The sequence below is a fragment of the Clostridium sp. N3C genome (genome assembly GCF_900095445.1).
Taxonomy (GTDB): domain Bacteria; phylum Bacillota; class Clostridia; order Clostridiales; family Clostridiaceae; genus Clostridium_AU.
On the sequence record NZ_FMJL01000009.1, the window covers coordinates 19,534 to 39,696 of the forward strand.

General features: G+C 32.0%; 18 protein-coding genes. 11 read left to right on the forward strand and 7 right to left on the reverse strand.

Features of this window, described 5'->3' with window-relative positions; all coding sequences use genetic code 11:
• The first annotated feature begins 11 nt into the window (after positions 1-11).
• From N3C_RS04715 to N3C_RS04740, 6 genes are all read left to right on the forward strand, one after another.
• A complete protein-coding gene (locus N3C_RS04715; RefSeq protein ID WP_083604419.1) occupies positions 12-2,519 on the forward strand; it encodes an ABC transporter permease in 2,508 nt (835 codons plus the stop codon).
• 166 nt (positions 2,520-2,685) lie between these two features.
• The gene (locus tag N3C_RS04720) at positions 2,686-3,372 is read left to right on the forward strand and encodes an ABC transporter ATP-binding protein (RefSeq protein ID WP_074364908.1); all 687 of its coding nucleotides are present in this window, start codon (positions 2,686-2,688) and stop codon (positions 3,370-3,372) included.
• A gap of 11 nt (positions 3,373-3,383) precedes the next feature.
• Positions 3,384-5,867 carry an ABC transporter permease gene (locus tag N3C_RS04725; protein ID WP_083604420.1) on the forward strand — a complete coding sequence of 828 codons (2,484 nt, stop codon included), beginning with the start codon at positions 3,384-3,386 and terminating at the stop codon, positions 5,865-5,867.
• Between the two features lie 75 nt (positions 5,868-5,942).
• The gene (locus N3C_RS04730; RefSeq protein ID WP_074364909.1) at positions 5,943-6,638 is read left to right on the forward strand and encodes a response regulator transcription factor; all 696 of its coding nucleotides are present in this window, start codon (positions 5,943-5,945) and stop codon (positions 6,636-6,638) included.
• A gap of 23 nt (positions 6,639-6,661) precedes the next feature.
• Positions 6,662-7,903: a HAMP domain-containing sensor histidine kinase gene (locus tag N3C_RS04735; RefSeq protein WP_074364910.1), complete on the forward strand. Its 1,242-nt coding sequence runs from the start codon at positions 6,662-6,664 to the stop codon at positions 7,901-7,903.
• A gap of 84 nt (positions 7,904-7,987) precedes the next feature.
• Positions 7,988-8,386, forward strand: a complete 399-nt coding sequence (locus tag N3C_RS04740; protein ID WP_074364911.1) for a zinc ribbon domain-containing protein — start codon at positions 7,988-7,990, stop codon at positions 8,384-8,386.
• Between the two features lie 87 nt (positions 8,387-8,473).
• Here the strand turns inward: N3C_RS04740 and guaC are convergent, their stop codons facing one another.
• The gene (gene guaC / locus N3C_RS04745) at positions 8,474-9,457 is read right to left on the reverse strand and encodes a GMP reductase (RefSeq protein ID WP_074364912.1); all 984 of its coding nucleotides are present in this window, start codon (positions 9,455-9,457) and stop codon (positions 8,474-8,476) included.
• Between the two features lie 253 nt (positions 9,458-9,710).
• A complete protein-coding gene (gene dapA / locus N3C_RS04750; protein ID WP_074364913.1) occupies positions 9,711-10,574 on the reverse strand; it encodes a 4-hydroxy-tetrahydrodipicolinate synthase in 864 nt (287 codons plus the stop codon).
• A gap of 208 nt (positions 10,575-10,782) precedes the next feature.
• Here dapA and N3C_RS04755 point away from each other — a divergent pair, with 208 nt between their 5' ends.
• Positions 10,783-11,352: a nitroreductase family protein gene (locus N3C_RS04755; RefSeq protein ID WP_074364914.1), complete on the forward strand. Its 570-nt coding sequence runs from the start codon at positions 10,783-10,785 to the stop codon at positions 11,350-11,352.
• A gap of 38 nt (positions 11,353-11,390) precedes the next feature.
• On the opposite strand, the gene N3C_RS04760 is transcribed toward N3C_RS04755, so the two are convergent.
• Positions 11,391-11,810, reverse strand: coding sequence for a hypothetical protein (locus tag N3C_RS04760; RefSeq protein WP_074364915.1), 420 nt, complete (start codon positions 11,808-11,810; stop codon positions 11,391-11,393).
• Between the two features lie 452 nt (positions 11,811-12,262).
• Here N3C_RS04760 and N3C_RS04765 point away from each other — a divergent pair, with 452 nt between their 5' ends.
• Positions 12,263-13,111, forward strand: coding sequence for an undecaprenyl-diphosphate phosphatase (locus tag N3C_RS04765; protein WP_074364916.1), 849 nt, complete (start codon positions 12,263-12,265; stop codon positions 13,109-13,111).
• On the opposite strand, the gene N3C_RS04770 is transcribed toward N3C_RS04765, so the two are convergent.
• From N3C_RS04770 to N3C_RS04780, 3 genes are read right to left on the reverse strand one after another with little or no spacing between them, the layout of a single operon-like run.
• Entirely contained in the window at positions 13,108-14,529 is a 1,422-nt protein-coding gene (locus tag N3C_RS04770) for an ABC transporter permease (RefSeq protein WP_074364917.1), read from the reverse strand. The genes N3C_RS04765 and N3C_RS04770 overlap by 4 nt on opposite strands.
• A 15-nt stretch (positions 14,530-14,544) precedes the next feature.
• A complete protein-coding gene (locus tag N3C_RS04775) occupies positions 14,545-15,873 on the reverse strand; it encodes an ABC transporter permease (RefSeq protein ID WP_074364918.1) in 1,329 nt (442 codons plus the stop codon).
• The gene (locus tag N3C_RS04780; RefSeq protein WP_074364919.1) at positions 15,860-16,801 is read right to left on the reverse strand and encodes an ABC transporter ATP-binding protein; all 942 of its coding nucleotides are present in this window, start codon (positions 16,799-16,801) and stop codon (positions 15,860-15,862) included. Before N3C_RS04780 ends, N3C_RS04775 begins: the two co-directional genes overlap by 14 nt.
• A 520-nt stretch (positions 16,802-17,321) precedes the next feature.
• Here N3C_RS04780 and N3C_RS04785 point away from each other — a divergent pair.
• Positions 17,322-19,031, forward strand: a complete 1,710-nt coding sequence (locus N3C_RS04785) for a proline--tRNA ligase (protein ID WP_074364920.1) — start codon at positions 17,322-17,324, stop codon at positions 19,029-19,031.
• Positions 19,032-19,135: 104 nt separating this feature from the next.
• Here the strand turns inward: N3C_RS04785 and N3C_RS04790 are convergent, their stop codons facing one another.
• Positions 19,136-19,336: a helix-turn-helix transcriptional regulator gene (locus N3C_RS04790; protein ID WP_074364921.1), complete on the reverse strand. Its 201-nt coding sequence runs from the start codon at positions 19,334-19,336 to the stop codon at positions 19,136-19,138.
• Between the two features lie 248 nt (positions 19,337-19,584).
• Between N3C_RS04790 and N3C_RS04795 the strand changes: the two genes are divergently transcribed.
• Together N3C_RS04795 and N3C_RS04800 are read left to right on the forward strand one after the other, a co-directional pair.
• Positions 19,585-19,806, forward strand: a complete 222-nt coding sequence (locus tag N3C_RS04795; RefSeq protein WP_074364922.1) for a DUF1858 domain-containing protein — start codon at positions 19,585-19,587, stop codon at positions 19,804-19,806.
• A 61-nt stretch (positions 19,807-19,867) separates the two neighbouring features.
• Entirely contained in the window at positions 19,868-20,056 is a 189-nt protein-coding gene (locus tag N3C_RS04800; protein ID WP_074364923.1) for a ferredoxin, read from the forward strand.
• The last annotated feature ends 107 nt before the right edge of the window (positions 20,057-20,163 follow it).

Here is a 20,163-nt window from a genome sequence, read left to right on the forward strand (position 1 = left end):
GGGTAAAGGATATGATAAGTAGTTACAGAAAGCTTACAGGAAGGTATTTAAAAGCAAATAAAAAAAGAACCATATTAACCTTAATAGGAATAATCTTATCTGTAGCCCTTATTTCAACTATAGGACTTTTTATAAAAGGTGTACAAGTAGCAGAAATAGATGATATAAAAAATAGTTATGGTTCCTTTCACTTAGCATTTAAAAATGTGGATGAAGACCTTGCTTCAAAAGTAATGAGCAATCCTAAGGTAGCTAGGTTTGGACTTTATGGTCAAGGTGAACAAATACAGTTAGAGGATAATATGATTGCACAGGAAGTAACGACTACAGGTAAAGCCTTAGAGCTTCTCCCTTATAAGCTTAAAGAGGGGAAAATGCCTAAGAATCAAGGAGAAGTTGCCTTGGAAAAATGGGCTTTAGACTATCTTTATAAGGATAAAAAGATAGGAGATAAATTACAGTTTAATGGTAAAGAATGTAAGTTAACAGGTATTTTGGAAAACAGTATAAATACCCAATATGATAATATAATTATTTACTTAACAAAGAATGAGAATTTACCTTTAGATGGATCTATATTATTGGTGGAGATAAGTTCTAAGACAGATATGAAAAAAGCCTTGGAAGAATTAGAAGCTTTAGGTGATAACGATAATTTTAAAGAAAATATACCTTTATTAGCCTTGGAGGTTCCTGAAAGCGGTTACTTAGATGGTATATTTGTTGTATTAGCAATTATAATTTCTATAGTAGTAATTGCAACTGTAGCGGTAATCTACAATTCTTTCCAGATTAGTGTGGTAGAAAGAATTAAGGAATATGGTTTGTTAAGAGCTGTAGGAACTACACCAAGACAGATTAGAAATTTAGTATTGAGAGAGGCAACAATATTAGCTATTATAGGTGTGCCAATAGGATTATTCTTTGGTATTGTGGCCTTATGGGCTATTACTGTTGTTTTTAAAATAATTGGTGGAAGTGATTTGATAGTAACTAAATTAGTAATAGATCCTTTTGTTATGTTTATTAGTGCCATGGTGGGTTTAATTTCTATATATATTTCAGCTTTGCTACCTTCTTTGTTTGCAGGAAGAATCTCTCCTTTGGCAGCTATAAGTAGCAGGACAGCTATATCCAAGGAAAAAGTAAAGAGAAGGAAGAATAGATTAGTACAAAAAATATTTGGCTTTGAAGGGGCTTTAGCTGCGAAAAACATTAAGAGAAATAGAAAAAGATATAGGATTACTGTATTTTCAATAGTAATAAGTGTGGTTCTGTTTGTTACCTTTAAATCTTTCATGGATATGACTTTTAACATTGCTGATAAAACAAATGTGTCTATGGATATTCATTTCTGTATAGTTAATACAGATTGGAATGAAAATGAACAAACTATTGATGATAATTTGATTAATAGCATAAAAGAATTAAGTTTTGTTGAAAAAGTATATAAAATTTATGCGGGATACGATTTTGATTTTGATGCATTAATTAGCAAAAAAAGTGAAATTAAAGAAGTTAAAGATATAGAAACTGAGAAAATGGAAAAAGTATATAGGGATCTTAATGTAAATAATGATAAAAAGACAGGAGTAGGAGCGTACTTTCATGTATATGATAGCACTTCCTTGGAGGAAGCTAAAAAATATCTTGAAGCTGGTAGTATAGATTTGGAAAAGCTAGACTCCGGTGAAGGAGTTATATTGATTAACAAAAATAAAATTTACAACACTAAAACTGAAAAGAGCTATGTTGGGCCTATAGCAAATCTTAAGGTTGGAGATGAAATAGAAATCCCAGTTAGAGATTATGAAAAGGAAGAAGGGTTGAAATTAGGAGAAGAAAAAGTAAAGAAGGTTAAGATTCTTGGAATACTTTCTGATAATGTTTTGGAGCTTTCTGGTCCTTCATCCTATTTGAAGCTTGTCACTTCTGAAAATGGAATAAAAAATCTATTTAAAAAAGGAGAAGTATATCCAAATTTATTAGATATAAAAATTAAAAATGTTAAAGATGAAGAAATGGCAAAAGCTAAATTTGAAGATTTAATAAGTTCCAAACCAACCTTAAATCTTATAAATGAGATAGATCAAAATAGAAAAGATAAGTCCTCTGTTTTAATGATTGAAATATTAATATATGGTTTTGTTACAGTAGTAGCTCTAATAAGCTGTGTTAATATAATAAATACTTTAACTACAAATATTTTATTAAGAAAGAGGGAATTTGCATCACTAAAATCTATTGGATTATCTCAAAAAGGTTTGAAAAAAATCATAGTTTTAGAAGGGATTTTATATGGAATTGTAGGCTCTATTTTTGGGTCTATTATAGGAACAGTGCTATCATATCTTATGTATAGAGGGTTTATTGGACTACAAGAATTTAAATGGCCAGTACCATGGAATGCTATAATAATAGCAATAGTAGCTGCACTGCTTATTAGTTATATTGCAGTCTTATCCCCACTTTCAAGAATTAAAAAGGAAAACTTAATTGAGGCTATAAGAGAGGAATAACTTTAATAGTGGTATGAAAATCTATCTTACTATTTTGTAAGATAGATTTTCTTTTTGTAAGCTAACTGATATGGAGTGGCAAAAGTTGTGGAAGTATAATAAAGCTGTGGTTGAAAAAACTAATTAAGAAGAAAGAAGAGAGTAAAGTACAAAAGGAGAGAAAGAGATGGAGATATTAAAAGTTGAGGGATTATCAAAGATATATGGTAAGGGTGAAAATAAGGTAGATGCTTTAAAGAATATAAACTTGTCTGTGAATAAAGGAGAGTTTGTGGCCATAGTAGGAGCCTCTGGTTCCGGTAAAAGTACTCTTTTGCATTTGTTAGGAGGTTTAGATAGGCCTACTTCTGGTAAAGTTATTATCGATGGTGAAAGCATCTATGATTACAAGGAAGAAAAGTTAGCTATCTTTAGAAGAAGGAAAATAGGCTTTATTTTTCAATTTTTTAATCTCATACCGGTTTTAGATGTTGAAGAAAATATTTCTCTACCAGCCTTATTAGATAATGAAAAGGTAGATGAAAAGTACTTAGATGAGATTATTAAAATATTAGGACTTACAGATAGAAAAACTCACCTACCTTCAGAGCTTTCAGGTGGACAGCAGCAAAGAGTATCCATTGGTAGGGCCTTGCTAAATAAACCTTCTATAATCTTAGCTGATGAACCTACTGGAAACCTAGATAGCAAAAATTCAAAGGAAGTTATTGAACTATTAAAATATACTTCAAGAAAGTATAATCAAACCCTAATGCTTATTACTCATGATGTTAATATAGCTTCTATGGCAGACAGAATAATAACCATTGAAGATGGACAGATAGTATCAGATAAGTATACTAAGAACAACTAGGGGGGACAGATATGATAAGTAGTTATAAAAAGCTTACAGGCAGGTATTTAAAAGCAAATAAAAAAAGAACCATATTAACATTAATAGGAATAATTCTATCTGTAGCCCTTATTTCTTCCATAGGACTTTTTATAAAAGGAGTACAGGCAGCTGAGGTAGAAAGGGCAATTAAAACTTATGGTGCCTTTCATTTGGCCTATGAAAATGTTGATGAGGAATTGCTTTCAAAAGTAATAAATAATCCTAAGGTAGCTAGGTATGGATTATATAGTCAAGGGGAATTGATAGAGATAGAAAAAGATTATAATGCACAAGAAATAAGTGCTACAGGCAAAGCTTTAGAGCTTCTACCTTATAGGATTAAAGAGGGTAAAATGCCTGATAATGAGGGAGAGGTAGCCTTAGAAAAATGGGCTTTGGACTATCTTTATAAGGGAAAAAAGATAGGTGATAAACTCCAGTTTAATGATAAAGAATATAAGTTGACAGGTATTTTAGAAAACAGCTTAAGCAACCAATATGATAATTTAATTGTTTACTTAACAAAGAATGAGAGTATAAGCAAAGATAATTCCGTATTATTGGTTGAGATTAGTTCTAAGACAAATATGAAAAAGGCTCTGTCAGATTTAAAGGCTTTAAGTAAGGCAGAAAATATTTCAGAGAATAGTTCCTTGTTGTCAAGGTTGGGAGTTTATGATGATGGTTCAGCTATAGAGGGTGTTTTAAAAATATTAATTATTATAATTTCAATTGTGGTAGTGGCAACTGTAGCGGTAATTTATAATTCCTTTCAAATTAGTGTGGTAGAAAGAATTAAGGAATTCGGATTACTAAGAGCTGTGGGCACTACTCCAAGGCAAATCAGAAGTATAGTTTTAAGGGAGGCCACTATACTGGCTTGTATAGGTATTCCTATAGGGTTAATGTTTGGTATTGTTGCAATATGGGGCATTACTGTTGCTTTTAAATTAATTGGTGGAGAGGATTTGATATTAACTAAATTTGTAGTAGATCCTTTGGTTATGGTTATTAGTGCCATGGTGGGTTTAATATCTATATACCTTTCTGCCTTGTTACCTTCCATTTTTGCAGGAAGAATATCTCCTTTGGCAGCTATAAGCAGTAGAACTGCTATTACTAAGGAGAAAATTCGCAGAAGGAAACATAGACTTGCACAAAAGATATTTGGTTATGAGGGAGCTCTGGCTGCTAAAAATATTAAGAGAAATAAAAAGCGATATAGAATTACTGTGTTTTCAATAGTGATAAGCGTTGTTCTATTTGTTACCTTTAAATCATTTATGGATATGGCCTTTAATGTGACAGGTACAGCAAATGCCTCTAGAGATATTCATTTTAGTATATATAGAGATTATGATAAACAGGACATAGAAATTGATGAGGATTTAATTAATAGTATAAAAAAATTAAGTTATGTTGATAAGGTCTATAAAAAATATATGCTTTACAATTTTGATGTAGCAATTAGCAAAGAAAGTAAAATTAAAGAGCTTGAAGATGTTGATTATCTATATAAAAGCCTTACTGTAAATGGAGAGGAAAAGACTCTACTAATGGCGGATATGGATATATATGACAGTACCGCCTTGGAGGAGGCTAAAAAGTATGTTGAAGCTGGTAGTATAGATATGGAAAAGCTAGACTCTGGTGAGGGAGTTATAGTAATTAAGAAAAACAATGTTTACAATAATAAGACTAAAAAGGTATATGTTGGACCTGTAGCAAACCTTAAGGTTGGAGACGAGATAGAAGTTCAAGCAATTTACGATGAAAATATAGGGAAAGAGTTTGGAGAAGGTAAAGTAAAGAAGGTAAAGGTGTTGGCTATACTTTCTGATGATCCTTTAGACTTTTATGGCTTTTCAGGACTAAAGCTTATTGGAACGGAGAATGGAGCAAAAAATATACTTGAGGAAGATAAAATAAATTCTAGAGCACTGGATATAAAGCTTAAAGATGTTAAAGACGAAGAAACGGCAAAGGAGAAGTTTGAAGATTTAATAAGTTCAAATCCAGACTTAAAGCTTATAAATGAGATAGATCAAAACAGAAATGAAAAGTCTTCTATGTTAATGATTGAAATATTAATATACGGCTTTGTTATAGTTATAGCTCTAATAAGTTGTGTTAATATAATCAATACTTTAACAACAAATATTTTGTTAAGAAAACGTGAATTTGCCTCATTAAAGTCTATTGGACTATCTCAAAAGGGTTTAAGGAAAATGATAGTGTTAGAAGGACTTCTGTATGGTATTGTAGGCTCTATTTATGGCTCAATTGCAGGAACTGGTCTATCCTATCTTATGTATAATGCCTTTGATGGCATACGAGAATTTAAATGGCCAGTACCATGGAATGCTATATTAATTGCTACGGTAGCTGCCTTGGTGATCGGATACATTGCAGTACTATCCCCACTTTCAAGAATTAAAAAGGAAAACCTAATTGAGGCTATAAGAGAGGAATAACTTTAAATTAATGGGTTTCATAGGTATAATTATACTTGTGAAACCCATTAAACTATATGGCAAGGAGTGAAATCCATGAGTAAGATCTTACTGGTAGAAGATGATGAAGCCTTAGCTTTAGGTATAGAATTTTCCTTAAAAGACGAAGGGTATGAACTTTTCAGGGCTGGTACTTTAGAAGAGGGAAAAAGATGTTTTGAGGAGCAAGTACTAGATTTAATTTTATTAGATATTAATTTGCCAGATGGTAGTGGCTATGATCTATGCAAATATATAAGAGAGAAAAGTCAGGTGCCAATAATTTTTCTTACAGCCTTAGATGAAGAGGTTAATATAGTGCTGGGACTTGAAATTGGGGGAGATGACTATATAACAAAGCCCTTTAGAGTTAGAGAGTTGCTTGCTAGAGTTAAGGCTATATTAAGAAGAAATGCAAAGATAGCTTCATCCGGGACTAAACTGGTTAGTGGCGATATTGTAGTGGACACCTCCTGTGCTTTAGTAAAGAAAAATGATAAAGAGATAACAGTAACAGCGCAAGAATATAAGCTTTTGTTAATATTTATGAGAAAGCCTTGTATTACTATAAAGAGAAATGACTTGCTATCAGAGTTGATAGAGGGTGGAGAGGTATTTTTTGACGAGAATACCTTATCCGTTTACATAAAGCGATTAAGAGAAAAGATAGAAGATAATCCTAAAGAACCGGAATATATAATTACTCAAAGGGGATTAGGCTACAAGTGGAATAAGGAAGTAGTTATACAATAGTTTTAGAGAAGGGAAAATTTGATATGAAAAGATACTTTACTAATCCTGAGCTCAAGGTAAGCTCAGTTATTCTTTTATCTATAATCACCTTATTCTTTGTTATAAACACCATTGTTTTAAAGATGTATAACGATAATCTAAAGGATAGTTATGTAGAGAGTATAGGTGCCATTACAGCAAGAGTGGTGGAAAAAAATCCTGAGCTAAAAGGTGAGATAATTCCTATGGTGACAAAAGGAATATCCCGGGAAGAGGCAGAGGTAGGTAAAAGCTTCTTGGCCCAGTATGGTGTTACAGAAGAACTAGAAAATCAGCTTTTTCCATATGTAAATAAAGCTTCTGCTAAAAATAATATTACAGGATTTTTTGTATTTGCATTGATGGCAATAATAATTTTGCTTTTTAATTATGTTCAATATGGATTCTTTTATAATAAAATAAGAAGATTAACCATAGGAGCTAAAAAGGTTGTAGAAGCTGAATATGATATAAGTATTAATGAAAATAAGGAAGGGGATTTTTCAAAGCTGGCAGTTGCTTTTAATTCTATGAGAGCAACTATTAGAAATAATATAAGTCAGTTAGAAAAGGAAAAGCAGTTTTTAGCAGATTTATTATCGGACATATCCCATCAACTAAAAACTCCTTTATCCTCAATGATTATTTACAATGACATTATGTTAAGCAAGGATTTAACTAAGGAACAGAGGGAGAAATTTCTACTACATAATGAAAATCAGCTTAACAGAATGAATTGGTTGATTCAAAGTATGTTGAAGTTAGCTAAGATTGATGCCAATGCTATAGAATTTGATAAGCTTCAGCAAAGTTTAAAAGAAACTATTGAGGAAGCTATAGATACTCTTACTGGCAAAGCTAAAGAGCAAGGAGTTAATATTCTTTTTCAAGTAGATAATGATATGCTTTTAGACCATGATAGATTATGGATGGAAGAGGCACTTATAAATATTATTAAAAACTCCATTGAACATACTCCAGCAGAAGGGCAAATTAAAATAGACTTACTTGAAAATCCTATATATAAAAGAATTATAATAGAGGATACCGGTGAAGGTATAAGTGAAGAAGATTTACCTAATATTTTTAAAAGATTTTACAAGGCTAAAAGTTCAAAGAAAACAGATTCTGTAGGTATAGGTTTGGCTTTGGCTAAATCAATAATAGAAGCCCATCAAGGAATAATAGAAGTTAAAAGTAAGCTTGGAGCAGGAACAAGATTTACTATTACATTTTTAAAGTATTGATAGGGACATCTACAGTAATTTTTGTAACCAATTAAAGACAAGTTTAATATAATAACCACAGGAAATATCTGAGGAGCTGAAGATATGTTTTGCATAAACTGTGGTTATAACCTAGGCCAAGGAGGAGCATATTGTCCTAAATGTGGTGTAGAGCTACAATATGAGCCTAATGAAGGGATAGTTTACTCTTATAAATCCCAGGCTCTGTATAAACCGCGTCGTTTAGAAAGACCTCTTAGCAATAATGAGGGGGAAATGACTATAGAAAGTCCAAAGCCTAGCCTTGTTTTTAATTTAATTAGTCTTTTTTTATTTCTTAGTGCCGCTGTAGGTATGAGTCTTTTAACTATGGGTCTAATAATGGCCTTGGAAGATAAAAAAGATATGGAGTCTGTAGGTAAGTTTATTGATAAGGAAAAAACTAAGGAAATTATAGATTTGAATTTAGATAGTGACGGTACTTATGTTGAAGAAGAGGATTAAAAGGATAAAACAGAAATCCACAATAATGTTAGTATAATGAGCATTATTGTGGATTTATATTTTTGCTATGTGGATAATTTTTTAGCTTTAATATACCTTATCTCCGTTAAAGATTGAATTCTTAACTATAACATAATCTACCGTACGGATAGCATCTAAGTTAGTGCCTCCGGCATAGGAAATAGAAGATTGAAGATCCTGCTCCATTTCTATTAGGGTATCCTTTAAAGATCCCTTGTATTCAACAAACATTTTCTTACCTTCTACATTTCTTCTTTCACCCTTTTGAAACTCTGAAGCGGAACCGAAGTATTCCTTATAAAGCTTACCATCTATCTCAATAGTTTCTCCAGGAGATTCTTCGTGGGCAGCGAACAAGGAACCTATCATAACCATAGTGGCGCCAAATCTAATGGATTTAGCAATATCACCATGGGTACGGATACCGCCGTCTGCTATAATTGGCTTGCTTGCAGCCTTTGCGCACCAACGAATAGCCGCTAATTGCCAACCGCCTGTGCCAAAGCCTGTTTTAATCTTAGTAATACATACCTTACCTGGACCAATACCTACCTTTGTAGCGTCTGCTCCGGCGTGTTCTAACTCTCTTACTGCTTCAGGAGTTCCTACGTTTCCTGCAATTACAAAGCTTCCTGGTAGGTGTGTTTTTATATGTTTAATCATGTTTATAACAGAATTAGAATGGCCGTGAGCAATATCTATGGTTATATATTCTGGTGTGAGTTTTTCTTTAGCTAATTCTTCTATAAATCTATATTCAGGCTCTTTAACCCCTACACTAATTGAGGCGTATAGACCTCTAGCTTGCATATCCTTAACAAAATCTAATCTTTTTTCTGGCTTAAAACGGTGCATTATATAAAAGTAACCATTTTCTGCTAGAAAAATAGCAATTTTCTCATCTATGATAGTTTGCATGTTGGCGGGAACCACTGGTAGCCTAAATGTTCGTCCTCCGAACCTTACACTTGTATCACATTCAGATCTACTGTTTACTATACATTTGGCAGGGATTAATTGAATATCTTCATAATCAAATACGTTGTCCATAATTTACACTCCTATACGAATATTAAATTATAAGTTAGATAAAATGTTCGTAACGGTTATATTCTATTATATTTTTAATCCTGTGTCAAATTTTATACCTATGATTTGACTATATTTTAATGATTAACTATGCAACACTTTTATAAAACAAAGCAACATAGTAAAAATGTCCTCTGTCACAGGATCCAGTTTTGAGTGAATGATCAATGAAAAAAATATAGAGCCCTATCGAGCTCTATAATATATTTAATAATCAAAATAATACTTTATCAAGAGAAGCTTTTAGATTATCGGATATGTCTGTAAGAGGCAATCTTACTTGGCTGGATTTTATTAATCCTAATTTGAATAAACAATACTTTATTGGTGCTGGATTTGGTTCATGGAATAATAATGGAATTATTGGATAAAGCTTTTTCCAGTTTTCTAAAGCTAATTTATGATTATTATTTTTTATATTTTTATATACTTCAATGAATACTTCTGTTTTTATATGGGCAGATGCTAATATTCCACCATTACCTCCAAGAGTCAATGTAGTATAGAACAATGCATCTTCACCAGTTAAAATAGAAAAATCAGCTGGTGGATTTAAAAGTAATGAAGTAGTTTGTTTAATATCTCCACAGGAATCCTTTAATCCAACAATATTTTTTAATTCTGCTAATCTATATATGGTTTCATTTTGAATATTTACACCAGTTCGATAAGGTATATTATATATAATTATATTTAAATCCGTCGATTCTGATAAATTCTTATAGTGCTGATATATACCTTCTTGGGATGGTCTATTATAATATGGTGCTACGGATAAAATACCATCAATCTTATATTTACTGTAGTAATTTAATTCTTTTAGTACTTTCTTTGTATCATTTCCACCTAATCCAATATAAATAGGAACTCGATTATTACAATACTCTATAGTTTTTTCAACTATTTCTTTATATTCATCAGAGGATACCGTTGGACTTTCACCAGTAGTACCTAAGGGAATAATACCTGAAACACCCTTGTTGATATAATAGTTAATCATTTTTTCATAAGACTCGTAATCAATTTTGTCATCCTTAAAAGGAGTTATTATTGGTAGAAAAATACCTTCAATTTTCATTATATACCTCCTAAGGTTTATTTTGTATATTATATCATAATTATATAAATAATGCAGCGGACAAAAAAATATGTAGTTATAATATTCTTTTGGATTTATAGAAATTACCGAAATTATTTCACCGCAGCTCATATACTTTGATGCTGATAGTGTGATAAAATATATAAAAGATAAATAGAGACAAAAGATATAAAAGGAGGTTATTACCTTGTTACGTCATCTTATTAAAGCTAATAGATCCTACAGAAGATTTTATGAAGATGTAAAAGTAGAGAAAAGCACCTTAGAGGAGTTAATTGATCTAGCTAGATTGTCTCCTTCAGGAGCAAATCTGCAGCCGTTAAAGTACATAATTTCTTATACGGAAGAGAAAAATAACTTAATCTTTCCTCATCTAAAATGGGCTGGATATTTGAAGGATTGGGATGGCCCAGCTCCAGGAGAAAGACCATCAGCCTATATAATTATGCTTTTAGATAAAAGCATTTCCCAAAATCCTATGTGGGATCATGGAATCGCCAGCCAAAGCATCCTTTTAGGTGCAGCAGAGAAAGGCTTAGGAGGATGTCAATTTGGTTCAGTGGATAAGGCCGCCCTTTCAAAGGAGTTAAATATACCAGAAAATTATGAGATTCTCATGGTAATAGCCCTTGGAAAACCAAAGGAAGAGGTTGTTCTTGAAGAAATTAAGGATGTTAAGGACGTTAAGTATTGGAGAGACGAGAAGCAAGTACATCATGTACCAAAAAGAAAGATTGAGGATTTAATATTGCAGTAAAGGATAAATAAAATAATCCAAGTTAATGCTTATTAGCATTAACTTGGATTATTTTTACTATGCAAAAAATCACTGACGGATTTGCTTTTAAACATAAAGATGCTGGTAAATATATAAAATACCATATAAATTAATATAAATAAAATTACAGGAATAGAAGGGCAACTAATAATATCTGTAAGGTAAATTAAAGACCGAAAGGTGCTAAAGGCAGCTACTGCAGCAAAGATATATGTAACCTGTGAAAAGCCATAGAAGAGAGTTATGGATAGAACTAATTGTATTACTAAGTTAATAAAACTGAAATTAATAAAAGAATATACTATAGCACATATTATATTCAATAGTGTTATCGTAATCACTATTATCTTTCCGCTTATATATCTTTTCTTTTGCTTTTCTTCAAATCCTTGAAGAAGAAACTCTTTTTCTTCGTCAGTTATCTTTATATTTTCCATGGGATTCCTCCTTATGGTGTAAAACACCTAGATTTTTTTATTATTACTTAAAAACTAAATGTATTTATTATAATTATATACTAAGTTAACATTAAAAGTATATAATTTACAGGGAATATACGTATAAAAATCTAGCTATAAACTGTTTTTATAAGAATAAACTTTAGAATTCCCAGTTAATTTTTCTTGTTTCTAGCAGGTATATTTTATATAATCAGTTTAGTATGTTTTTTAAGAATGTACTTTAAACTAAAAATTCATTTGGAAAATACTTAAGCGTTTTACGCTAATTATAGTAATTGAAAGGAGGAGCAGTTGGACAAGTAAAACTCTCTTGAAAAATTAAGTGATTGTATAGATTACTTAATAATCCTAAATATTAAATATAATAAGTGAAGAATATAAGTAAACAAAGATTTGAAAAAGTAATATTTTTAAGAAAAGGTGATTAAATGGATACTATATTATTAGTAATAAAATCAATAATAATAGGTATTGTGGAAGGACTAACAGAGTTTTTGCCGGTATCCTCCACAGGCCATATGATAATTGTTCAAAACCTAATAAATTTTGAAGGGAAAACTCCTAATTTTGTTGAGATGTATACATACGTTATACAGTTAGGTGCTATACTAGCGGTAGTTATACTGTATTGGAGAAAGATTAAGGATACACTAGTTAATTTCTTTCCTAGTAAGGTTGGTTTCGAAAAATCTGGTTTTAAATTTTGGTTGATGATAGTTATTGCTTGTATTCCTGGGGGTATCCTTGGAATATTGTTTGATGATTTAGCGGAGGAATATTTATTTGCACCAATACCGGTAGCCATAACCTTATTTGTAGGCGGTATTTGGATGATCTATGCAGAAAAGCAATTTAAGGTTAAGGGTTCTAGGTATAAAGAACTGAATGTTACAGCAAAGCAGGCTTTTATAATTGGATTGTTCCAGTGCTTAGCGATAATTCCTGGAATGTCCCGTTCCGCTTCTACCATTATTGGTGGATGGGTAGTAGGGCTTAATACTGTAGCAGCTGCTGAATTTTCCTTCTTTTTAGCTATTCCTGTTATGGTAGGAATGAGTTTTTTGAAGCTAGTAAAAATGGGTGGTTTGCTTGCCTTGACCTCTGCTGAAATAGTAACTCTTACAGTAGGTTTTGTAGTTTCCTTTATAGTGGCTTTAGTAGTAGTAGATAAATTTATAGCATACTTGAACAAGAAACCAATGAAGGCTTTTGCTGTATATAGAATGATATTTGCAGTAATAGTATTAGTAGCAGGTTATTTTGGAATATTCCATTAAAAAATGAGGGTTGTACTAAGTATTTTTAGTACAACCCTCATTTTTTTGAAATCTATTGATAATTTAGTTAAGGTAGAAGTTTCATATTTGCTTTTTAATATATTAACAATAACCTTGAAATTAAGCTTCTGGCCGTTGTATAAAACAAGTCCCTTAAAAATCTTAGCAGATAGCATTATAACTAATAGGGAGAAAACTAATAATATTGCTATAGATATTGTACCTTGTACAAATCCGATATTACCGATAATTAAATCTACTGGTACGGAAAAGGGTGAAGTTAAAGGAATATATCTTACAGCGTTTATTAATGCCTTATTATCGGTAGTAGGTGCAAAATAAGAAGCTAGCCAGCTTATAACAATAATTATATTAAAGTAACCTTGAGAGTTGGCAGCCTCCTCTGGTTTAGAAACTGTAGATCCAGCAAGACCAGCAACTACACAATAGAATAAAAAGCCCAGGCAGAGAATAAATATTGCCATAACTATAGCAGGTGCTGTTAATGCGGATTCACCTATATTATCCCTTAGAAAGTTAATTATAGAGATAGCGATATTTTCGAAGTCAGGATAAAATTGCTTTGCAATGGCATTTCCAGCAAACAAACCAGCAATGGCTGAAAGAACCCATATGGCGAATTGTCCTAGTGCTACAGCTACACTTGCTAGTACCTTACCAGTTATAAGAGCATAGGGGTGTACGGAGGTTAATAAAGTATCCATTAGCTTAGAAGTTTTTTCTGTGGATACAGATCTACATACATTTTGACCATATAGCACTAACATCATATATAGAATAAAGCTAAATAGCATAGGTACAAGTATTTTAACTAATTTAATAACTTCGTTTGCATTTTCCCCTACATTGGAAAAGGCAATTACTGAAGGTTTAAGTGCAGATGCAAGTTGTCGCTCTGATAAACCTACTTGCATCAGTTTATTAGTTTGGAAAGCTGAGCTCATTATTTCAAGCAAATCTTCAGCTTGATCCTTTTCTATAGTGGAATTGTCAGGTATTATAGCTTTCATTTCATAATCTGATCCTTTAGCGGAGATAATTACTGCTATACATTCAGAAGAATTTGATTTTGCAAGGTTAGTAACTTCCTCTACAGACTTATCTTCAACATTAGCAAATTCAATATGTTCAAATTGCTTTCCATTAAGCTGGGAGATTAAGTCTTTGTAATTGGTTGCTTGTAATCCACTATTATCTAAAACGTAGACATTCTTAATTGGAGAGGATTCTACAGAATCTTTTTTATCTGGCTTTGCCATCAGTACATTGGCCAGTATTAATCCACCAAATATAAGTAATGCCACTAAAAAGGTGGTGATTTTAAAGCCTTTACCCTTTATTGATTGTTTAAAGGTAAAGGAAAATACAGATTTCCAGCCTCTAAATTTCTTATTCATTATCCCATCTCCCTTCTATGCTGTCTTTGAAATCTTAAATAATTCCTTTATTTTGATTGTATTTCCGTTATGCAGAATAAGTGTTTCATATACTTTTGCAACAAATTTGAATAGTAAGATTATAAATATTATCTGTAATCCTATGGAGGCTGCCACTATTGGTAGACTTGCTTTCCCGATTAATATGGCACCAGGTAATATGAAAGGTGAAGATAAAGGGAATAAGAAGGAAAAGATAATAAAGCCATTTATCCCAGCTTCCATTAATACTATACAGGAGGCTAGTGCTATATATACACCAATTAAGTTAGTAAAAGTAAATAACTTTAGGCCTTCACTTATTTCTTCCAACTTACTAACCGTTGCCCCAGTAAGACCTGCTAAAATTGCATAAAAAATCATTCCAAGGATAACAACAATCAAGCAAAGTACTATATTAAATATAGTTAAGTTTCCAAATATATTTTCTGGAAGATACTGAGAAAGCACACTTTTCCCACTTCCTGAGCTTAGGGAAGAGGTAAGTTTATTTGATATAAACACTAGTACAAGCATTGATACAATCTGAATAACTACCGTTGACAGCATAGCTAATACTTTTCCAACAATAATTGCCAGTGGTCTAACAGAGGTTAATAAATATTCAATTACTCTAGTAGACTTTTCTGTTACAATGGAGTATGCAATTTGACTGCTTGCAAAAGTGGTTATCATCATTAAAACGAATAATAGTCCATAAATAAAACCATATTCAGCACCAGATATTGAAGTATCCTCTTTAATAATTTCCTTACCATTTGTATCTGCAAAGTTAACTAAGGTATCAATCTTTGCATTAATCATGTTTAACTGTTCATCGCTAATTCCTAAAGCAGTTCTTTTATAAATTTCAAATTGCTTAGAAACTTCATTGGATAAGGCTTCTAGGTCGCTTTCCTTCAAAGAACCTTTACTAGACTTTATAAAAGTTAAAGAATACTGAGCTTCATCCTCATCTATAGTTAAAATTATAGAGTCCGTTTCCTTCTCTTCAATACGCTTTGCAATTTCCTCATAATTTCCTTTCATTGTTTCCAAGTTTATATGGCTGAATTTATCCTTATCTTTTAGCTCCTTAAAGTCTATGGAGCCTAGAGAAGTTTCATTATTAATATAAACTTTTTGGATTGGGCTAGGGCTATCTTCTGTATTTCCTCCACCCTTAATCATATTCAAGAGAGGTATAGAGAATAAACTCAATACAAGAGTTATTAAAAAGGAAATTATAAAAGCTTTGCTTTTTATGGTTTGAATAAAGGTAAAGCTGAAGACATCTTTCCAGCCAGTTATATTACTTTTCTTCATGAGTATCCCCTACCTTTTCTACGAATATTTCATGCAGGGACGGTTCTCTTAATTCGAATTTTACTAGAGGAACCTTGTCTTCAATTAGTTTTCCTAAGAAGGTCATAGCTTCATCTTCGCTACTAACTCTAAGATGATATTCACTAGGTGTCTTATTTACTATAGTTAGATTAAAATCTGAAATATAGGAAGCTATATCTATATCACACTTAACAAAAAGATTAACACGTCCATAACTCTTTTTGATTTCATTCAAATTTCCTTGAAGTACAGCTTTACCACGTTTTAGTATAGTTATATCGGAACAGAATTCTTCAATAGTAGGCATTTGATGGCTGGACATTATCAGATATTTATTTTTTGATATTTCTTCTCTTATTATTGATTTAAATAGATCAGTGTTAACAGGGTCTAATCCGCTAAGGGGCTCGTCTAATATTATTAGCTCTGGATCAGAAATCAAGGTTGCCATTAATTGAATCTTTTGCTGATTTCCTTTTGATAGCTGCTCTGCTTTATAAGTTTTTGAAGTCTTTCGGCCCTTAGTTTTAGGTGGGAATACATATTCAGTTACCTGTAATCGTTCTGACCAGTATTTTATACGTTCCATAGCGGTTTTTTTAGGTACGTTTTTTAGTTTTGCAAAATATAGTAATTGATCAAGCAAGGAATATTTAGGATAAAGGCCCCTCTCCTCTGCTAGATAACCTACATTAGCTTCTACAGCATTTAAGGGTTTTCCCTTCCACAAAACTTCTCCGCCGTTACTGGCCAACATTCCTAAGATCATACGCAAGGTTGTTGTCTTTCCAGCACCGTTAGTTCCTAATAAGGCATAAACTCCCGGTTCCTTAATGTCAAAGCTTAGGTTGTCTACAACAACTTTATCACCATAGATCTTTGTTAGATTTTTAACGGTTAATGACATGATATCCCTCTTTTCTATTATATTTTTTAGTTATTTGCCTATGTGCAATGTAAGGTAGAATAATTTATATCAATTTACAACACTTTTACACATTGTCCATAAACAAGTTAATTCTATCATATTCTTAACTATAGGGGAAGTAAATTGTAGAACAATAATGAATTTGCAGAATAATTTAAATTTGTGGATAGGATATGATTAAATATTTGCTGGGAATATTGAAAGTTAATAAGATTTTCTATATAGCATTCAAATATTATAATAAATCAGATAAAAATAAGTACATTGACTAGTAAATTCACTAATGATATACTACCAATAATTACAGTGAGGTGTTTAAATATGGTTGCAATAATATATGTAAAAAATTTCAATATAATACCCGGTCCTAGATAGAGCAACTGCGCCTAAAAATAAATATGGTGCAGGTGCTATTTGTGCTTGTACCTGGATTGTGAGATATGGTCACTATGCAGGTAATGTATAGTGACTTTTAATTTTAAAAAAGGAGTGATCAAATATGTTAATGAGCAAGCTTATAGGTGAAAGATATAAGGAAAAGCCAGGAGACGCTAATATAGACAGCCATATATTTCTTTTAAGAGGAGGCTATATTAGACAAGTTTCCAATGGAATTTATTCTATGTTACATCCAGCTAAAAGGATTCAAAAGAAGATTGAACAAATCATAAGAGAAGAGATGGATAAAATTGATGGACAGGAAGTATCTATGCCAGTAGTTCTTCCAGCAGAACTGTGGAAAGAATCTGGAAGATTTGATAGTGTAGGTAGCGAACTTATGAGAATAAAGGATAGATCCGGCAACGATATGGTTCTTGGTATGACTCATGAGGAAGCAGCAGTTCATTTGGCTAGAACAGAGGCTACATCCTACACAAAGTATCCCTTTATGATTTATCAAATACAGACTAAGTTTAGAGATGAGCCAAGATCTAGAGGAGGTCTTATTAGAGTTCGTGAGTTCACTATGAAGGATGCTTATTCCTTCCATACTTCACAGGAAGATTTGGAGCAATATTATGAAAGATGTCTTAAAGCCTATGAGAGAATCTTTAAAAGAGTTGGTTTGAAAGATGTTATATCCGTTGGTTCTGATTCTGGTATGATGGGTGGTAGAGTTGCTCATGAATTTATGTTTTTATCAGATATAGGGGAAGACACTATAGTTTTATGTTCAAATTGTGACTATAAGGCTAACATGGAAGCAGCTTCTTCTATTATTGATTATATAGAAGAGGAAAGTGAAGAACTATCTGAGGTTTATACACCAAATGTAAAAGATATAGAAACCTTAGCGGAATTCTTTAATGTTCCAACAAGAAGATTCTTAAAATCAACAGTCTTTGCAGTAGAAGGTAGTCAAAGACCTCTTATTATATTTATAAGAGGAGACTTGCAGGTAAATGAAGCTAAGGTTAGAAAGCTTATAGGAGCTAATATTTATCCTCTAACAGATTATGAAGGAGTAGACCTATGCTTTGGATTTATAGGACCTTATAATTTAAATACCGATGGAGTAGATGTAATATTCGATAAATCCTTGGAAAAGGAAAGAAACCTTATCTGTGGAGCCAACAAGGAAGACTATCACTTAAAGGGACTCAATGTTGAAAGGGATTTAAAAGTTAATGACTTTTATGATGTGGCTAAGGTTAATGAAGGGCATAAATGTATTCACTGTGGTCATGAACTTAAGCTAGTTAGAGGTGTTGAGGTAGGAAACATTTTTCAGTTAGGAACCAAGTATACTGAATCCATGAATATGACCTACATAGATAGTGATGGACAAAGGAAGTACCCAATCATGGGATGTTATGGAATAGGTGTTGGAAGACTTCTAGCCTGCATAATTGAAGGAAGCCATGATGAATATGGACCAATCTGGCCAATATCTGTTGCTCCTTGGCAGATTCACATATGTGCCTTAAATAATAAAAAGGAAGAAGTAAGAGGGGCTGCAGAAGAGATATATAACAAGCTAAGTGATAAGTATGAGGTTATCATGGATGATAGAAAGGTAGCTCCAGGAGTACAGTTTGCCGATGCAGATTTACTAGGTGTGCCTATAAGAATAGTAGTTGGAGAAAAAAATCTAAAAAATGGCGAAGTTGAGTTGATGACAAGGGATAAGAGCCTTAAAAAGAACATTAAGCTGGAAGCTTTAGAAGAAGAGGTAGCAAATCTTTATAGCATTTTAGTGAATATATAAATTTTCAATCTTAAAAAATGGTCAGGTATCAGTGACAAGATATAAGTTACTGATACCTCATCTTTTTTAGTATATTAATCATTATTCACTTTTTTATTCTATTTTCATACTTCTTTCTCCCAAAATAGATCATTTAAGGTTTTGTTTAGTGCCTTGCAAATCGCTATGCAAAGATTTAAGGTTGGATTATAATTTCCCGATTCAATCATACTGATGGTTTGACGGGTAACGCCTACTGCCTTGGCTAAATCCTCCTGAGACATATCACATTCAATGCGGGCAATTTTTAGTTTTTTATTTTTCATAGTTCCCTTAACTCCACTCCCTATTAATTGAAAGTCTTATGTAAATTAAGTATCTTATATAAAAATAGTAAATTAAATTAATAAAAATATCAAATATATATGACATTATGTACAATATAATTAGAACTTTGATTTGAATCACATACAGAACTTAAAGCATGTTTTATTATTATGGTAAGGAATGGATTAACCTATATTTATATAGGGCATTTATAAATCCCAAATAGAATGGAGAGGAGGAAGTAAGTATGATTTTGAATAAGATATTTGGTAAGAAATTAAGCAAGGACATGACTATAGGTGAGCTAGTTGGAATTTATCCACAAACAGTGGAAGTACTTATGGATTTTGGTATGGGCTGCGTAGGTTGTCCTGCTTCTCAAGCAGAAACTCTTGAACAGGCAGCTATGGTACATGGTTTTGATGTAGATGAGCTTATGGAAAAACTTAAGGAAGTAGTAGAAGAATAAGTCTTAAGTTTATTTATCTATTTTTTGACAGGGTACATAATTTATAACAGAGGTGATATTTATGAAAGCTTGTGTAGATAAGGATCTTTGTATAGGATGTGGACTTTGTGCCTCTATAGCTTCAGAGATCTTCTTTTTGGATGATGATGGGAAGGCAAGTGCAGTAAAAGATGAAATAGCTGATGGTCAAATTGATGAAGCTGAAGATGCTGCAAGCTCTTGTCCTGTAGCTGCAATAAGTTTGGAATAAGAAAAAGATGCTGTTGTATAATTAACTAATAGGTTAATTGTGCAACAGCATTTTTTATAAAAATAAAATGCTACACATAAAATGTTGTAGTGTTAAAATGTAATTAT

What these genes read in the sequence shown, in the direction of transcription:
- N3C_RS04800 (WP_074364923.1), top strand. Translation starts at nt 19,868, where the DNA reads ATGAAAGCTTGTGTAGATAAGGATCTTTGTATAGGATGTGGACTTTGT.
- N3C_RS04765 (WP_074364916.1), top strand. Translation starts at nt 12,263, where the DNA reads ATGGATACTATATTATTAGTAATAAAATCAATAATAATAGGTATTGTG.
- N3C_RS04740 (WP_074364911.1), top strand. Translation starts at nt 7,988, where the DNA reads ATGTTTTGCATAAACTGTGGTTATAACCTAGGCCAAGGAGGAGCATAT.
- N3C_RS04735 (WP_074364910.1), top strand. Translation starts at nt 6,662, where the DNA reads ATGAAAAGATACTTTACTAATCCTGAGCTCAAGGTAAGCTCAGTTATT.
- N3C_RS04785 (WP_074364920.1), top strand. Translation starts at nt 17,322, where the DNA reads ATGTTAATGAGCAAGCTTATAGGTGAAAGATATAAGGAAAAGCCAGGA.
- dapA (WP_074364913.1), bottom strand. Translation starts at nt 10,574, where the DNA reads ATGAAAATTGAAGGTATTTTTCTACCAATAATAACTCCTTTTAAGGAT.
- N3C_RS04790 (WP_074364921.1), bottom strand. Translation starts at nt 19,336, where the DNA reads ATGAAAAATAAAAAACTAAAAATTGCCCGCATTGAATGTGATATGTCT.
- N3C_RS04720 (WP_074364908.1), top strand. Translation starts at nt 2,686, where the DNA reads ATGGAGATATTAAAAGTTGAGGGATTATCAAAGATATATGGTAAGGGT.
- N3C_RS04775 (WP_074364918.1), bottom strand. Translation starts at nt 15,873, where the DNA reads ATGAAGAAAAGTAATATAACTGGCTGGAAAGATGTCTTCAGCTTTACC.
- guaC (WP_074364912.1), bottom strand. Translation starts at nt 9,457, where the DNA reads ATGGACAACGTATTTGATTATGAAGATATTCAATTAATCCCTGCCAAA.
- N3C_RS04795 (WP_074364922.1), top strand. Translation starts at nt 19,585, where the DNA reads ATGATTTTGAATAAGATATTTGGTAAGAAATTAAGCAAGGACATGACT.
- N3C_RS04780 (WP_074364919.1), bottom strand. Translation starts at nt 16,801, where the DNA reads ATGTCATTAACCGTTAAAAATCTAACAAAGATCTATGGTGATAAAGTT.
- N3C_RS04730 (WP_074364909.1), top strand. Translation starts at nt 5,943, where the DNA reads ATGAGTAAGATCTTACTGGTAGAAGATGATGAAGCCTTAGCTTTAGGT.
- N3C_RS04725 (WP_083604420.1), top strand. Translation starts at nt 3,384, where the DNA reads ATGATAAGTAGTTATAAAAAGCTTACAGGCAGGTATTTAAAAGCAAAT.
- N3C_RS04770 (WP_074364917.1), bottom strand. Translation starts at nt 14,529, where the DNA reads ATGAATAAGAAATTTAGAGGCTGGAAATCTGTATTTTCCTTTACCTTT.
- N3C_RS04715 (WP_083604419.1), top strand. Translation starts at nt 12, where the DNA reads ATGATAAGTAGTTACAGAAAGCTTACAGGAAGGTATTTAAAAGCAAAT.
- N3C_RS04760 (WP_074364915.1), bottom strand. Translation starts at nt 11,810, where the DNA reads ATGGAAAATATAAAGATAACTGACGAAGAAAAAGAGTTTCTTCTTCAA.